Raw genomic sequence first — 15,965 nt, 5'->3', positions numbered from 1 at the left:
TCTTGTACGACGGCTTCGACCACGTTGAGAAGGCGTGGCGCGATGGCCTGACGCCCGATCCGTTTCTCGATGTGTCCGATTGGGCCGACCGGGATCGGGTGCTGTCGAGCACTTCGTCGTCTGAGCCAGGCCGCTGGCGCACCGCGCGTACGCCGTACCTGCGCGACATCATGAACGACCTATCGCCGGCCTCGGCGACGGAACGCGTCGTCTTTATGAAGGGCGCGCAGGTTGGCGGCACCGAGTGCGGCAACAACTGGATCGGCTACGTCATCGCCTGCGCACCGGGTCCGATGATGGCCGTGGCGCCCACGGTCGAGATGGCCAAGCGCAATTCGAAACAGCGCATCGATCCGCTGATCGAAGAATCGCCGTCGTTGCGCGAGCGCATCGCCCCTTCGCGCGCGCGCGACGCCGGCAACACCATCCTTGCCAAGGAGTTTCGCGGGGGTGTCCTGGTCCTGACCGGCGCTAACAGCGCGGTCGGCCTGCGCTCCATGCCGGTCCGCTACCTGTTTCTGGACGAAGTGGACGGCTATCCGCGTGACGTGGAGGGGGAAGGCGACGCGGTCGCGCTGGCCGAGGCCCGCACCCGCACCTTCACCCGCCGCAAGATCCTGCTGGTGTCGACGCCGACGATTGCCGGCGCCAGCACGATCGAGCGCGAGTACCTCGCATCCGACCAGCGCCGGTACTTCGTGCCGTGCCCGCATTGCCGCCACGAACAGTGGCTCCGGTTCGAGCAGCTGCGCTGGACCTGGGGCGACCCGCGTTCGGCTCGCTACATCTGCGAGTCCTGCGAGCAGCCGATCGGCGAACATCACAAGACCGCGATGCTAGCGGCGGGGCAGTGGATCGCGACGGCGCCGAAGAACAAGGGCAAGACGGCGGGCTACCACCTGTCGTCGCTGTACTCGCCGGTCGGCTGGCGCAGTTGGGCCGATATCGCCGCTGCCTGGGAGTCGGCGCAGGGATCGGCCACGGCGCTGAAGGCATTCAAGAACACCGAGCTGGGCGAGACCTGGGAAGAGGAAGGCGAGGCCCCGGATTGGGAGCGGCTGCTGGAGCGCCGGGAAGACTATCGGATCGGCACCGTGCCCGCCGGTGGCTTGATGCTGACCGGCGGCGCTGACATCCAAAAGGATCGAATCGAGGTCTCGGTCTGGGCCTTCGGCCGGGGCCGGGAGACCTGGCTAGTCGAGCACCGCGTATTGATGGGCGACACCGCCCGCGCTGCGGTCTGGAATGAGTTGGGCGCAATTCTGTCGGAGCACTGGACCCACGCCAGCGGCGTGTTGCTGCCTTTGACCCGGCTGGGCCTGGACACGGGCTTCGCGACGCAGGAGGCCTATGCCTTTGCGCGCAGCGTCGGCGATCCGCGCCTGCTCCCGATGAAGGGCGTCGGCAACGGCGCAGCACTTATCGGCACGCCGACCGCCGTAGACGTCAGCGTGCCCGGTAAGCGGTTGCGACGCGGCCTGAAGCTGTTCGCCGTGGCGGGCGGCATCGCCAAACTGGAGTTCTACAACGCCCTGCGGTTGTCGATCGAGATCGGCCCAGACGGACAGCCGGCCTTTCCGGCCGGCTACATCCACCTGCCGAAGATCGACGGCGAGTTCCTTCAGCAGCTGACGGCCGAGCACCTAATCAGCCGTCGGGACCGTCATGGCTACCCCGTTCGGACCTGGGAGAAGCGACGGGATCGAAACGAGGCTTTGGACTGCTACGTCATGGCACGCGCCGCGGCGATGCAGGCCGGTGTCGATCGCTTCGAAGAGCGCCATTGGCGCGAGATGGAGCGATCGCTCGGGGTTCTGCCGCCGTCGACTGCTTCGCCACCGGTAGTTCCGGTCTATCCCTCCATCGAGGCCACCCCACCGGGTGGCCTTTCCATTTCCGCACCCGCGCGCCGAGGGCGCCGGGTCATTCAAAGCCGTTTCATGCGATGACCGACCTGCCTTACACCCACGAACAATTGCAGGCGCTGCGCAAGGCGCTCGCGCGCGGCGAACGTCGCGTCAGCTTCGGCGACCGCCTAGTCGAGTACCGCAGCGTCGATGAGCTGCTGGCGGCGATCCGCGAGATCGAAGCCGCGCTTGCCGGCACTGAAGGCCAGCCACGCCGCGTCCGCCGTTTGCGCGTGAACACGAACAAAGGATTCTGATGAGTTGGTGGTCCCGCCTCCGAACCTCGATGTTCGGAGGCTCGCCCGTGCACGAAGCATCGGGCTACGGCCGCCGCTCGACCGCCTGGCAACCCAGCAACCCGGGTGCCGTCGCCGCGTTGCTGGCGACCGGCGACGCCCTGCGGGTGCGCTCGCGCGACCTGGTCCGCCGCAACGCCTGGGCCAATGCCGCGGTCGAGGCGTTCGTGGCGAACGCGGTCGGCACCGGCATCAAGCCGCAATCGTTGCTCGCCGATCAACCGCAGCGTGAAGCGTTGCAAGCATTGTGGCGGGATTGGTGCGACGAGGCCGATGCGGCCGGACTGACTGATCTGTACGGCCTGCAGGCCTTGGCCTGCCGCGCGCTGCTGGAAGGCGGCGAATGCCTGGTCCGTTTGCGTCCGCGTCGGCCCGAGGACGGCCTGGTCGTTCCGCTCCAATTGCAGTTGCTCGAACCCGAGCACTTGCCGATGACGCTCAACCGGGAGGAAGCCAACGGCAACCTGACCCGGGCCGGCATCGAGTTCGACCGGCTCGGTCGACGTGTGGCGTACCACCTGTATTTGTCCCATCCGCAGGACGGGGCGATGGCGCCGATGTCGCGGCATGGCGGGATGGAGACGTTCCGGGTGCCGGCATCGGAAATCCTGCACATATTCCGGCCGCTGCGGCCAGGTCAGATCCGTGGCGAGCCGTGGCTGGCGCGTGCGCTGGTCAAGCTCAATGAGCTGGATCAGTACGACGACGCCGAGTTGGTCCGCAAGAAGACCGCGGCGATGTTTGCCGGCTTCATCACCCGCGACGGTCCGGAAGACCCCTTGCCCGGCGACGGCCCGCCCGACGAGTCCGGCAACGCGCCGCTCGGTCTGGAGCCGGGCACGTTGCAGATCCTTGAGGCCGGCGAGAACGTCACCTTCTCGCAACCGGCGGATGTGGGGTCGAGCTACGACCCGTTCCTGCGCGCCCAGTTCCGGGCCGTTGCCGCGGCCATTGGCATTACCTACGAGCAGCTGACGGGCGATCTGTCGGGGGTGAACTACTCCTCCATTCGCGCGGGCCTGCTGGAGTTTCGGCGCCGCTGCGAGATGTTCCAGCACGCGGTCCTGGTCTATCAGCTGTGCCGACCGATCTGGAACGCCTTCGTCGGTGCAGCCGTGCTGTCGGGCGCGATCGAGCTACCGGGCTACCGGCGGCGTAAGCGCCAGTACCGCGCCTGCAAATGGGTGCCCCAGGGCTGGAGCTGGGTCGATCCGGAGAAGGAGTTCAACGCGATGATCCTGGCGATCCGCGCTGGGCTGTTGTCGCGCTCCGAAGCGATTGCCAGCTCCGGCTACGACGCCGAGACCATCGACCGCGAGATTGCCGCCGACGCCCAGCGCGCCGATGCGCTCGGCCTGGTCCTCGACACCGATCCGCGCGTCGTCGCCCGCAACGGCGTCAAACACGCCCCTCCGCCGGCCGATGCGCCGGCTACTGAAACGAAGCCTACCGAATGACCGGACTGCCTCACCTGGCGGCGCGCGTGTTCAACACGCCGTTGCTCATTCAACGCGCCAAGCTGGAAGTCATCCTGGGCGTGCTGGCGCCCAAATTCGAGCTGCAAACCCTGCCGCCGCCGCAGATGGCGCCGCCCGGTCCGACGCCCACGCCGACGCTTCCGACACAGAACGGCATCTTCGTCTTGCCGGTCCACGGCACGCTGGTGCAACGAACCGCCGGCTTGGACGCGCTGTCGGGACTCACCAGCTATCAGTCGATCGCGCGTCGGCTGGATGCGGCGTTGGCCGACGAGTCGGTCCGCGGCATCGTCCTCGACATCGACAGCCCCGGCGGCGAAGCCGCGGGCGTGTTCGATCTGGCCGACCAAATCCATGCGGCGCGATTGCGCAAGCCGATTTGGGCCGTGGCCAACGACGCCGCGTTCTCGGCCGCCTACGCGATCGCGAGTGCCGCCGACCGCGTGTTTCTGACGCGTACCGCCGGTGTCGGTTCGATCGGCGTGATCGCTTTGCATGTCGATCAGTCGCAATCGGATACGAACGCGGGGTTGAAGTTCACCCCCATCCATGCGGGTGCGCGCAAGAACGACGGCACGCCGCATGGTCCGCTGACCGATGAAGCCCGCAATTCGATCCAGACCGAGGTCAACCGCCTCCACGAACTGTTTGTCCTGACCGTCGCCGACCAGCGCGGTCTCAGCGCCGAGGCGGTGCGCAAGACCGAAGCGGCGCTGTATTTCGGCCAGGACGCCATCAACGTCGGCCTGGCCGACCGCCTCGGCACGCTCAGCGATGCCGTGCAGCAAATGCACACCGAACTCGACGCCACCGTGCGTCTGCCTTTCCTGGAGAACCCCACGATGTCCACCCCCGATGCGACGGCGCCGGCCGTTGTTGATCTTGATGCCGCCCGCGCGCAAGCCCGCAGCGACGCCCTCGCCATCGCCGAGCTGTGCGAGTTGGCCGGCCAGCCACAGATGACCGCGACGCTGCTGGCCGAAGGCGTCACCCCGGCTGTTGCTCGTCAGCGCCTGCTCGCGGCCAAGGCCGACTCCGCCGAAATCACCAGCCATTTGTCGCCAACCGCGCCGATGTCGACCACCACTGCGTCGCTCGACGACAACCCACTGATCCAAGCCATCAAGGCGCGCGCTGCGCTCGCGCGCAAGGAGCGCTGAGATGCGACTGACCACCTACCCACCGGTCCACGAGGGTCAGAACCTGGGCGATTTGCTCAAGTTCGAGGCCGACAACCTGTACTCGCGCGACCAAGTCACCGTCGCCGCCGATCAAGTGCTGAAGCTCGGTCATGTTGTCGGCCGCATTTCCGCCACCGGCGAGATTGCCGCGCTCGATCCGCTGGCCACCGATGGCCGAGAAGTAGCTATCGGCGTGGCGATCGTTCCGATCACGACCACGACCGATCCGAGTCCGGACGGTTTGATCGTCGCCCGGCACGCGACCGTCGCCGACCACGCCGTGGTCTGGCCAATCCGAGCCACCCCTGAACAATGCGCCGCCGCTACTGCGCAGCTGCGTGCCATCGGCGTCCTCGTGCGCCGCGGAGTCTGATCCATGTCGATAAACAACCCGTTTCATAACCCCGCGTTCTCGATGAGCGCGCTCACCACCGCAATCAACATCCTGCCCAACCAGTACGGCCGCTTGGACGAACTGAACCTGTTCCCGGTCAAGCCGGTGCGCACGCGGCAGGTCACGGTCGAAGAGCGCAACGGCGTGCTGTCGCTGCTGCCGACCCAGCCGGTCGGCTCACCGGGCACGGTGGGCAAGCGCGGCAAACGCGCCCTTCGCGCCTTCAACGTCCCGCACATCCCGCATGACGACGTGGTACTGCCTGAAGAGGTGATTGGCGTTCGCGCCTTTGGCTCGGAGAGCGAGCTGCAAACGGTCGCGGGTGTGATGGCCGACCACCTCCAGACCATGCGCAACAAACACTCGATCACGCTCGAACACCTGCGGATCGGCGCGCTGAAGGGCGTGATCCTCGACGCGGACGGCAGCGAACTGGCGAACCTGTTCGACATCTTCAACATCACGCCGAAGACCTTCGAGTTCCAATTGACCGACCCGAAGACGGACGTGCGCGCCAAGTGCATCGAACTCAAGCGCTATATGAGCAAGTCGCTTCAGGGCGAGCGCATGAGCGGCATTCATGTCCTGGTGTCGAGCGAGTTCTTCGACTTGCTCACGGCGCACCCGAAGGTACTGGAGGCCTACCAGCGTTGGCAGGAAGGCGCCGCACTGCGCGACGACATGCGCTCGGACTTCCGTTTCGCCGGTGTCCGATTCGAGGAATATGCCGGCGAAGCCAGCGATGCCGAGGGGAATACCCGGCGCTTCATCGAAGTCGGCGAAGCGCATGCCTTTCCGCTCGGCACCCTGGATACGTTCGCGACCTACGTCGCACCGGCGGATTTCAACGAGAGCGTCAACACCCTCGGTCAGCTGCTTTACAGCAAGCAAGCACCGCGCAAGTTCGACCGCGGCACGGACCTGCACACGCAGTCCAATCCGCTGCCGATGTGCCACCGACCGGCGTTGTTGCCCAAGCTCAAGGCATAAGAGCGTGGACGCGTTCTCCACGATGGATGACGTAGTGTTCGACACGCTCGGCACCGTCGCGCAGGTTCAGCGCCCACCTAACCCCTCGGCGCCGATCCGCCTTATCGTGCGCGACGGCGTCGAGCGACTGGGCGAGTTCCAGCAGGTGGTCGGCCGCGCCCGACATGTCGTGGCTCGAAATCGGGAGTGGGTGTTCCGCCGCGGCGACGCTGTGCTTTTGGAAGGCCGGACTCAACCCGTCGAAGCGTTGGTCGGCGACGATGGCCTGGTCAACGAGGCCGTCCTGCATGGTTAACACTGTGCAGACCTGGACCTTGTTGCAGCGAGTCGCTGAGCGGTTGGCCGACATCCGAACCGCGGCGGACTACCGAACCGACATCGGTGCCGCGGTCGCGCTGGAACCGGCCCAACATCCCGACGACGACGTGACCGGGCTGACGCTGGCCGCGTTGGGCATTCAGCGCGATTCCAACAAGCCGCACGGGCGGCATCGGCTGCTGCAAGCCCTGGCCGAAGCGACCGTTCCGGCCTCCTTGGCCGACGCCCACGCGCGATCGCACGCCATTGCGGCCGACATCGAGGATGCGCTGGATGACTGGATTCCGCTGCCGAACGCACTGCCGGTGCAGGTCGATGACATCGTGTTCCTGGATCGGCCGGAAGGGCTTCCCGTCGTTGCCGTCCAGGTCGCCCTGACGATCCGCTATCGCCGCTGATGGACGTTTTCATCGACGCCAACGCCGTGCTCGACGCGGCGAAACGCGTGAGCGAGATCCCGGCGAAGATCGCCCTATCGCAGCGGCGCGCGCTGGGCACCCTGCGTCGTCGCTGGCCGGTCATCGCCCGCCGCGACATCCAAACCGAGTACGCCCTGTCGGCCCAGCGCATCCGGGCCGGCATCAGCGTGCGGACCACGCGCGAGGGTGTCGAGTTGATCGGCGTCGCGCGCGGCGTCGGTCTGATGAACTTCAGCGTCCGCAAGGTCGCCGAGGGCCTGACCTACAGCGCACGGCGGGGAACGCGGGGTCTTCGCCGCAGCGGCTTCAAGACCCGTTACCGCGGTACGCCCATCGCCTACGAGCGCACCCCGATCTCTGGTGACAAGCGTGTTCCGCGCACCCCGATCCAACGCCTGTACGGCCCCTCTCTGGCGCAGATGTTGCGCAAGGGCGACCGGCCCGAACGTATGGCCCAAGCCGGCCTGGACGTGATCACCGCCGAGATCGACCGGCTGCTGCTGCGCTCGCTGCGCCGCTGATCTCCTGCCACCCCTCGGGCACCCCACCATATATAGGAGCAACGCGACCCATGGCCGCGCAGGACCTGTTTTCGTTTCAGGGCAAGGTCTTCCTTGCCCAGCGCCAGTCCAATGGCAAGCCCGGCCCCCTGCGGTGGGTCGGCAACGCGCCCCAGCTGCAACTGCAGCTGGAGGTGCAGAACTCCGACAAGACCGAGTCGTTCAGCGGCAATCGGATGCTGTACGGCCGACTGGTCCAGAGTAAGACCGCCAACGTCAACCTGACACTGGACGAGGCGACCCCGGAGAACATCGCCGAGGGTCTGTACTCGGTGCCGGCGACGCTGCCGGCCGGTGTGGTCAACAACGAACTGCTGCCGCCGGGCTTGACGGCCGGCGACCTGATCGCACTGGACCGCGGCTGGGTCAGCGACGTTGCGATGACCGACAGCGCCACCCCGCCGGTCACGATCCCGCCCGCGAATTGGTGGACGGAGTCGGCGTCGGCGGGTTTGATCGGCGTGCGCAAGGTGGACGGGCTGACCCAGCCGTTCAAGGCCACCTACAAGCACGGCGAGACCGTGAACATCGCCCTGTTCAACACGCCGCCGCCCGAGCGGATGCTGTTCTTGGACGGCATCAACACGGTCAACGGCCGCCGGGCCAAAGTCACGCTCTATCGGGTGGCGTTCAACCCGATTGAGCAGCTCGACCTGATCTCCGAGGAATGGGGCAGCCTGCAGCTATCGGGCGCGGCCTTGTTCGATGAAACCCGCGCGCTGGACCCGACCCTGGGCGGCTTCGGTCGCATCGAAATGGTGCGAGCGTAATGGCGCGCAAAGTCCAACGCCCTACGCCCGCCGCCGACGACCTGGTGGTGCTGCAGCCTCATCGCGTTCTACCGCTGGGCGATCGCAGCGTGACCGTTCGCGAGCTGGGCTTCTTCGAGAGTCTGCAACTGCACGGTGCCATCGCGGCCTTGGTCGGCGACCTGGTCGAGCAGACCGACGATGGCAACATCGACTTGGCCCGCTTGCATCGGGTCTGCGCACAGCACCCCGAGGCGACGATTGCCCTGCTGGCCCAAACCAGCGACCAACCGGTCGAATGGGTGCGCTCGCTCCCCGGCGTTCAAGGCGACCTGCTGTTGCTGACGTTCTGGGCGGTCAACGCCGATTTTTTTCTGCAGCGCGTGATCGCGGCGCTGGAACTGCGGCGCGCGGACCCGGCAACGACTGGCCCAGCGTCCTCGCCACCCTGATCGATCACGGCCACGACTGGCCGTGGATCGAGCGCGCCACTGCGCGCCAACTCGCCTTGTTCTACCGCGTCGCCATCCATCGCGAGCGCGCGCTGCGCGCTGAGCGCATCGAGGACGTCAACGCCGGCTTCGCGGGCGGACGCGACGTCACCGCCTTCATTCAATCCCTTCGGAAGACCTGATGAAACTGATCGATAACTGGCGCCACGCCTGGCGCTTTGTAAGTGTGCAAGCGATGACCGTGGCCATCGCCATGCAGGGAGTGTGGCTGAATCTGCCTGACGACCTGCGCATCCACGTCCCCGACCGCATCGCGGCCAGCGTGACCGCCGGCCTGTTGATCCTGGGCCTGATCGGCCGTCTGTTCCAGCAGCGAGGGGCCGATGGCACGACTCTCCGCTGAGCAAGCCGGGGGCCAGAACGTGATCGCCTTCTTGGACATGATCGCCCACGCCGAAGGCGTGGAGCGGTTCAGCGAGCACGGCGGTTACGACGTGATGGTTGGCGGCAAAACGTTCACCAGCTACACCGAGCATCCGCGCAGGCTGGTCTGGCTGCCTAAATACCGCATCAATTCCACCGCTGCGGGCCGCTATCAGTTCCTGTGGAAGACCTGGAACAGTCTGCGCAATCGTCTACGGCTGCCCGATTTCGGCCCTGCATCGCAAGATCGCGCCGCCATCGAACTGCTGCGCGAGACCGGCGCACTGGCCGACGTCAAGAAGGGCTGGATCAGCAGCGCGGTGCGCAAGTCGCGCAAGACCTGGGCCTCGTTGCCCGACGCCGGCTACGGCCAGCGCGAAGTGCCGCTGGAACGCTTGCTCGCCGTGTACCAGAAGGCGGGAGGCCAGATCGCATGATCGCACTGAAAGTTTGGGCGACCACGGTGCTGACCGCGCTCGCCGCAGTGCTGGCTGCCTTCGGCTTGGGCCGCTGGAAAGGCCGGCAGCATGAGCGGGCCGACACCGCCGGGCGCGTTGCTGAGAGCGAGCAGCGGGTACGCGTCGCCGAACGCGAGCGCGCCGATTCCGAAACCCGTACCGAGGTAGACACCGATGTCCTGCAACTCCCGACCGGCGTTCTCGCGCCGGTGGAGAACGCTGTGCCTGATTCCGCTGCTGACCGCCTGTACGACGAATGGTCCCGTGACGGAGGCGACCACGGGTTGCGCCTGGACGCGACCGATCCTGGTCTCGCGACAGGATCAGCTAACGGATCTGACAGCACGACAAATCTTGGCTCATAACGAAACCGGTCGCCGACTGTGCGGCTGGGGACCGAAACCACCGACGGCGGTAGAGCAGCACTAGTTCATGGCGAACCGCGACACGACGATCACGCTGCTGATCCGGGCCAACGCCGCACAACTCAATCAAGCACTGGAACAAGCGGGCGTGCACGCCCGCGTTTTCGGTAACGAAGCCGAGGGTGCCGGCCGGCGGGCGAGCAAAGGGTTTGATCAAACCCGCAACAGCGTTACTGCGATCGGCCGACAGTTGGACCAAGCCAAGACGCAGCTGCTGGCCTTTGTGGGTTTGCAGAGCGCGGGCGATGCCGTGGGCGGGTTGGTGCGCGCAGCGGACGGCTACGCCAACCTGTCGGCCAAGATCAAGCTGGCCACCACCTCGCAGGCCGCATTCAATCTGGCCGAGGACGCGGTCTTCGCGATCTCCCAGCGCACCTCGACGGCGCTAGACTCCACCGCCACGCTGTTCGGTCGCCTCAGCAGTGCGCTGAAGGATCAGGGCGGATCGCAGCGCGAAGTTCTCAGTCTCACCGAGACGATCAACAAGGCGCTCGCGGTCTCCGGCGCCACCGCGGCGGAAACCTCGTCGGTCATCCTTCAGCTGAGCCAGGCGTTTGCGGCCGGTCGGCTCAGCGGCGACGAGTTCAACTCGATTAACGACGCCGGCCCGCGCTTGATGAAGGCGCTGGCCGCCAGCATGGGGGTCACGGTCGGTGAACTGAAAGCACTGGCGGAAGCCGGCAAGCTGACCAGCGAGCAGCTGCGCATCGCGTTCTCCGGTGAGCAGGCGAAGAAGATCGCCGCCGAGTTCTCGCAGCTGCCGCTGACCATCGAGCGCAGCCTGGTCCAACTGGACAATGCATTCACGCGCTTCATCGGCCAACAGGACCGCGCCAGCGGCGTATCGGCGGCTGTGGCCGGTTCGATCCAGGGCTTGTCGCAGAACTTCGATAGCTTGGCGACCGTGCTCGGTGTGGTCGCCGTGGCCGCGCTGGGCCGATTGATCGCAACGCTGGCCACGGCGGGCGCCGCGAAAGTCACCGCTACCCGCAAAACGCAGCAACTGGCGCAAGAGGAACTGGCGCAGGCACGCGCGGCCGAGGTGGCGGCGCAGGCGGAGCTGGCCCGTGCCCGCGCATTGACCCTGGCCGGTGCCGGCGCCACGCGTGTGGCCAGCGCCGAGGCGGGATTGGCCGCCGCGCAGGCCAGGACCGCGGCGGCGACCCAAGCGGCGACCGCGGCCGTGGGCGCTAAGGCGGTCGCGATCCGAGGCCTGTCTTCGGTGCTGACCCTGATGGGCGGGCCGCTCGGCTTGGCGATTACGGGCGTCACCTTGCTGGCGAGCGCCTTCGCTACCGCCAGCGCGAATGCGAGCGCGGCTAAAGCCGAGTTCGAAAGCACCATCAAGGCCGCGCAGCGGTTTCGCGACCAGCAGGACATCGACACCGGGGTGGACCTCGGCAAACGGCTCATCGATCAGCGGCAGCAACTGCAGAAGGAACTCGAAAACCTTCAAGTGCTTAAAGAGCCCTTGGGTCCCTTCTATGGGGGCATCCACGACGCTCCCGGACAGAGCAGTACACGGTTTCTGTTCGGGGACGATGTCGACGCCGAGATCAAGCGGGTTCAGACGCAGCTCGCGACAACTAAGACCGCACTCGATCAGGTCAAGGGCTCGGTGGCCGATCTGCGTAGGTCGCAGGCGACGGGGGGACGAACCCGCGTACAAGTCACCAAGGACGCGACCGACTTCACTAAGGCGCTCAACACCCAGAACGAAACGCTCAAGGTCGAACGGATTGAGCGAGAGAAGGGTCTGCGCGCCGCGCTGGAATACCAGGCCGTCAAAGCTGCGGGGGTCAAAGACACCACGCAGCTGACCGAGGCGATGCGCAAGGCGATCGACCTGCAGGTGCGCGAGCGTGAAGCGGCCAAATCGGCGACGGATGCCGGGCGGGCGCAGACCAAGGCCGTTCGCGACGCCGAGCGGCAGCGCAAGGCCGACGAACGCAAGCTGGCAGCTGACCAGAAGAAGCAAACTCAAACCGACGCGAAAGAGAAGAAGGACGATGACTCTCTAGATCGCACGGTTCAAGAGGCGGACATCGCGCTGATGCGCAACCGCGGCGATGGCGCGGCGGCGAGGCGGAAAGAACTGGATCTGGAGTACAAGCAAGCCTTGGCCGACCTGCAGGCCAAGGGCAACACCGCCGACGCCGTGAAGGTCCGATTGCGGATCGATACGGAGGTTGCGAAGGTCGAGCTAGACGACTTGCAGGCGCAGATCGATCGCGTCTTTGGCGAGCAGTCCCGACAAGAGCAATCGATTCAAACTCGCCAACAAGCCGGGCTGCTGACCGAAATCGGGGCGCGCCGCGAACTGATCGACTTGCACGCACGCACCGCCGCGGAAGTCGAGCAGTTGCTTCCGACGATGGACGCGCTGGCCGCCAAGACCGGCGCGCCGGAATCGATCGAACGGGTCAAAGATCTGACCGCGCAGGTCGCTGCGTTGAAGGTCCAATCGAACGAGCTGGTCGTAACGCTGACCAATGGCTTTGAAAGCGGCCTGAGCAATGCGCTGGAGGGATTGGCGACCGGCGCGCTGACTTTGCGCCAAGCGCTCACCGGTCTCGTGCAGGACATGGCCCGATCACTGGCACAACTGGCCTCCCAGCAACTGGCGGCGCTGGCTACGGCCAAGCTGATGTCGGTGGTGGGGAAGATCGCGGGTGGGGGCAAGACCCCCGACGTGGCCCAACCTGACCCCGTCCAGGCCGCAGCCGCTGGTGTCGCTTACGCCACGCCGATTACCGGCGCCTCGGTGGCGCTGGGCGTAGCCGGTGGTGTGGTTTTGAAGGCCGCCGCCGCGATGCAGACGGCCGCCGCGACCCTATTGGCCGCTAACGCCGCCGAGAGCGCGAGCGGGTTCTTCGCTTCGGGCGGCTTTACCGGCATCGGTCCTAAGTACGCCCCAGCCGGCGTCGTGCATCGTGGTGAGTTCGTCCATCGTCGCGAAGTCGTGCGACAACCGGGCGCGCGCTCATTTCTTGAGCGCTTCAACCGCCTGGGTATGTCGGCGCTGGAAGGAGTACGCGGTTACGCCACGGGCGGCTTTGTCACCCCGGCGCCACGCGCGCCGGCACCCTCTCGCGCCCCGCTGGCCGAATGCGGACCAGCAACGCCGGATGCCAGCCAACGTGGATCGCAGATCACTAACGTGCTGTATCTGGACCCGCGCGAGATCGTCAATGTCATGAGCACGCAAGCGGGCCGACAAGTGATCCTGTCCACGATTCGGGCCAACGCGCCGACCGTTCGACAGGACCTGGGCTAGCTGTCGCAGCGAATGCGACCGTCGATCCGGATACTGCGCCCGGCGGTTTTGATCCCCCCTGTTCTCTACCGCTATGCGCGCCCGGCCCCCCAGCCGGGCGCGTTTTTTTTGGTTGCTCTATGACACTTCGAACGGGCGTTGCCAGTGATTACTACGATTTCCTCAACCAAATGGAAGCCGCGCTCTGTCGCGAGGGCCATGCCTGGGGTCTGCTGTACGCGGGCGCCGGCAACGGCACCCTGACCGGTATCGACGGTGCGACCGGCGGGTACCGGGGCGGGGCTACCAGCGTGGCCGAAGGCTTCACCCTGAAGGCGCTGGATGCCCAGCGGTTTCAAGTCATTGGTGCGTTGGCCGGTGAGCTGGGCATCGCCCAGGTGGGTCAACCGTTTGAATTGGACCGGCTGCGATTTCGCATCAACGCCGGTTCGATTCCGTTCGCGGCCGGCGACCGCTTCACCTTGAACACCTCGCCGGCCTGGACGCTGGTCCGTCGCTACGGTTGCCGCAACCCGACCTTCCGCACCACGAACCTCATTGCTCCGGGCGCGGTCTTCGACAACCGGACCGACACCTGGGCCATGCGGCCGGTGGTCGATCTGCCGGCGCACGCCACGGTCGAAATGATTGGGCCCGCAGCGGTGAAGACCGTGACTCTGGGAATCGGCGATACCGGCGCGCGCGGACCCGCGGCGTTTGAGCTGCAGCGCTCCGACGATGGCGCGGCCTGGTCGCGGGTGCAGGCGTGGTCAGGGCAGACGTGGCCGACCGCCAAGATGCGCCGCTCCTATCCAGTCACCAGCACTTCGACGCCCGCGCGCTTCTGGCGGGTGCTGTTGACCGCCACCGCAGGCGGCGACCCGTTGGAAGTCAACGATGTCAGCTTCCACACCGATCTCAACGCCGACTTCGAACTGGAAGATCGCGCGCAGTGGATCGTGCAGGCGCCGGGCCTGGATGGTCAGAAGGCCATCTACATCGGAGCGGAACTGTACGAAGATCCCGCGCGTGCGGCCTACAATCTCAACTGGTACGGGTTCCGCTCGCATAACCCGCTGCGCAGTCTACGCACACAGGTCAACGTCAGCGGACTACGGTGCCTTCCGCTGCGCAACGGGCCGTTCGCCTACTGGTTGTCGATCAATGGCCAACGCGTCGTCATCGTGGCCCGGATCGGCACGGTCTACGTCAGCGCCTACCTCGGATTCGTGAACGCCTACGAGCCGCCGTCGATCCACGAGTACCCTCTGGCCATCGGTGCCTGCGGTTCGGCGGAAACATTGACTCCGGATGCGACCGACGCCAACTTCCGTTCCTTCTTTGATCCCGGTCGTTACGGCTTGGTCGTGAACTACCCGGACAACGTTTGGCGTTTGCATGCCAATCGTTATGCCTCCGGGGCGAACGAATACGGCGACACCGAGACGCCGGGCAAGGTCTACCCGAGTGCGATGTCGACCTCGGGCGATCGGCCTTATCTGCGCGAGAACCTCGACGGCACCTCCCCGGTGCTGCCGCTGATCCTGGGCAGTTCCAATCCGCGTCATCCGCTGGGCGAGTTCGACGGCTGTGGATGGACCACGGGCTTCAGCACCGCATCGGAGTCGCGCATCGATCACGACGACGCCGATTGGCTGGCGTTCCAGAACACGTTCCGGATCTCACCCGATAACTATTTCGCCTTGAGGCTGGACTGATGGCCTACGCGACCTCTGCAGCCAACGACCCGAACGAACTGCTCGACAAGCTGCGTTTGTTCGCCCAGGCAAACGGATGGGCTATCGACGGGTTCCGCGACCGCACGGGTAAAGTCGGCAAAGCGCTTAGCCTGCACGCCGGTAGCCTTCATGCCACCTTTCTGACCGAACTCACCGGAGGCGACGGCAACCGGCCGCCTCCGTTCATTGGGGTCGTCGGCCACACGGGCTACGCCGCCAATGCGAACGCCGAGGTGCAGAACGAGGCCAGCGTGCCGACCTGGACCAACTACGTCCAAGGCCCTTACAGCGCGGTCCACTTCTTCACTCGGACCGCACCGCAGCCGTATCTGCACGTCGTCTTGGAAACCCAGGCGGGCACCTTCAAGCACTTTGGAACGGGCCGCTTGGTCACGGCGGGGGCGGTCAACACCGGCCAGTACGTGTACGGCAGCCAGTGGTACTACGACGCCACTTACATCGGAAACCCCGACGACTATCGCCACGCGGTCGCGTTCGATGACACGTGGAACAACTACGTGTCGCCGGTGACGCGCGTGCGGGCGGACTATGAAGGCATCGCGCCGCGCTGGCATGCGGTGTCCGATTCCGAAAGCGATACCCGGCGGTTGCTGTGCGGCTGGCGCGGAAAGGCCGCGCCGATCAACCTGCTGAAGGATGTCGGGCACAGCACGCTGACCGGTCGCGCGCCAGGCCAGCCGCTGTGGTGCGCAGTGCCGCGCGGTGCGGGGCTGTACTCCGACGTCGGCCACCCGGCCGATCTGCGTTTCATCCGGCTCGATAGTTACTCCCCAGGTGAAGAACTGCCGTTGGGTAGCGATCGTTGGAAGGTCTTTCCGGTCCACCGCAAGAACGGTCCCGCCGGTACGCCCAATAGCGGTGTCTACGGCTACGCCTACCGCATCACCGACTAGGACGAG

General features: G+C 66.1%; 18 protein-coding genes. All 18 read left to right on the top strand.

Going from position 1 to position 15,965, the window contains the following annotated elements:
- The first annotated feature begins 2 nt into the window (after window positions 1–2).
- The 18 genes from ACKN61_RS23950 to ACKN61_RS23865 all read left to right on the top strand — a co-directional run bounded on the left by ACKN61_RS23950 (window position 3) and on the right by ACKN61_RS23865 (window position 15,959).
- Window positions 3–1,949, top strand: a complete 1,947-nt coding sequence (locus ACKN61_RS23950) for a phage terminase large subunit family protein (RefSeq protein ID WP_408951566.1) — start codon at window positions 3–5, stop codon at window positions 1,947–1,949.
- Window positions 1,946–2,164 (top strand): phage head-tail joining protein, encoded by a 219-nt coding sequence (locus ACKN61_RS23945; protein ID WP_408951565.1) that lies wholly within the window; start codon window positions 1,946–1,948, stop codon window positions 2,162–2,164. The genes ACKN61_RS23950 and ACKN61_RS23945 overlap by 4 nt, the downstream gene beginning before the upstream one ends.
- Before the next feature lie 119 nt (window positions 2,165–2,283).
- Window positions 2,284–3,660, top strand: a complete 1,377-nt coding sequence (locus ACKN61_RS23940; protein ID WP_408951564.1) for a phage portal protein — start codon at window positions 2,284–2,286, stop codon at window positions 3,658–3,660.
- 26 nt (window positions 3,661–3,686) lie between these two features.
- On the top strand, window positions 3,687–4,841 hold the full coding sequence (locus ACKN61_RS23935) for a S49 family peptidase (protein ID WP_408951563.1): 1,155 nt from the start codon (window positions 3,687–3,689) through the stop codon (window positions 4,839–4,841).
- A gap of 1 nt (window position 4,842) precedes the next feature.
- Complete coding sequence (locus tag ACKN61_RS23930; RefSeq protein ID WP_408951562.1) at window positions 4,843–5,235, top strand: head decoration protein; 393 nt, start codon at window positions 4,843–4,845, stop codon at window positions 5,233–5,235.
- Window positions 5,236–5,238: 3 nt separating this feature from the next.
- Window positions 5,239–6,246: a major capsid protein gene (locus ACKN61_RS23925; RefSeq protein ID WP_408951561.1), complete on the top strand. Its 1,008-nt coding sequence runs from the start codon at window positions 5,239–5,241 to the stop codon at window positions 6,244–6,246.
- Window positions 6,247–6,250: 4 nt separating this feature from the next.
- Window positions 6,251–6,541: a hypothetical protein gene (locus ACKN61_RS23920; protein WP_408951560.1), complete on the top strand. Its 291-nt coding sequence runs from the start codon at window positions 6,251–6,253 to the stop codon at window positions 6,539–6,541.
- A 4-nt stretch (window positions 6,542–6,545) separates the two neighbouring features.
- A complete protein-coding gene (locus ACKN61_RS23915; RefSeq protein ID WP_408951559.1) occupies window positions 6,546–6,962 on the top strand; it encodes a hypothetical protein in 417 nt (138 codons plus the stop codon).
- Entirely contained in the window at window positions 6,962–7,504 is a 543-nt protein-coding gene (locus tag ACKN61_RS23910; protein WP_408951558.1) for a hypothetical protein, read from the top strand. Before ACKN61_RS23915 ends, ACKN61_RS23910 begins: the two co-directional genes overlap by 1 nt.
- 50 nt (window positions 7,505–7,554) lie before the next feature.
- The gene (locus tag ACKN61_RS23905) at window positions 7,555–8,313 is read left to right on the top strand and encodes a hypothetical protein (RefSeq protein WP_408951491.1); all 759 of its coding nucleotides are present in this window, start codon (window positions 7,555–7,557) and stop codon (window positions 8,311–8,313) included.
- Window positions 8,313–8,744, top strand: coding sequence for a DUF6631 family protein (locus tag ACKN61_RS23900; RefSeq protein WP_408951557.1), 432 nt, complete (start codon window positions 8,313–8,315; stop codon window positions 8,742–8,744). Before ACKN61_RS23905 ends, ACKN61_RS23900 begins: the two co-directional genes overlap by 1 nt.
- A gap of 56 nt (window positions 8,745–8,800) precedes the next feature.
- Complete coding sequence (locus tag ACKN61_RS23895) at window positions 8,801–8,926, top strand: hypothetical protein (protein ID WP_408951556.1); 126 nt, start codon at window positions 8,801–8,803, stop codon at window positions 8,924–8,926.
- Complete coding sequence (locus tag ACKN61_RS23890) at window positions 8,926–9,147, top strand: hypothetical protein (RefSeq protein WP_408951555.1); 222 nt, start codon at window positions 8,926–8,928, stop codon at window positions 9,145–9,147. Before ACKN61_RS23895 ends, ACKN61_RS23890 begins: the two co-directional genes overlap by 1 nt.
- A 19-nt stretch (window positions 9,148–9,166) precedes the next feature.
- Window positions 9,167–9,604 carry a glycoside hydrolase family 104 protein gene (locus ACKN61_RS23885; protein ID WP_408951554.1) on the top strand — a complete coding sequence of 146 codons (438 nt, stop codon included), beginning with the start codon at window positions 9,167–9,169 and terminating at the stop codon, window positions 9,602–9,604.
- Window positions 9,601–9,990 (top strand): hypothetical protein, encoded by a 390-nt coding sequence (locus tag ACKN61_RS23880; protein WP_408951553.1) that lies wholly within the window; start codon window positions 9,601–9,603, stop codon window positions 9,988–9,990. Before ACKN61_RS23885 ends, ACKN61_RS23880 begins: the two co-directional genes overlap by 4 nt.
- Before the next feature lie 67 nt (window positions 9,991–10,057).
- Entirely contained in the window at window positions 10,058–13,327 is a 3,270-nt protein-coding gene (locus tag ACKN61_RS23875) for a tape measure protein (RefSeq protein WP_408951552.1), read from the top strand.
- A 119-nt stretch (window positions 13,328–13,446) separates the two neighbouring features.
- Window positions 13,447–15,024, top strand: a complete 1,578-nt coding sequence (locus tag ACKN61_RS23870; protein ID WP_408951551.1) for a hypothetical protein — start codon at window positions 13,447–13,449, stop codon at window positions 15,022–15,024.
- Window positions 15,024–15,959, top strand: a complete 936-nt coding sequence (locus ACKN61_RS23865; RefSeq protein WP_408951550.1) for a hypothetical protein — start codon at window positions 15,024–15,026, stop codon at window positions 15,957–15,959. Before ACKN61_RS23870 ends, ACKN61_RS23865 begins: the two co-directional genes overlap by 1 nt.
- Window positions 15,960–15,965 lie beyond the last annotated feature (6 nt).

It is taken from the genome of Lysobacter sp. Hz25 (genome assembly GCF_046097045.1).
In the GTDB taxonomy this organism is placed as follows: Bacteria; Pseudomonadota; Gammaproteobacteria; order Xanthomonadales; family Xanthomonadaceae; genus Lysobacter; species Lysobacter antibioticus_B.
Note: the sequence above shows the minus strand (reverse complement) of the source record. Positions and strands in the feature narration are given on the sequence as shown.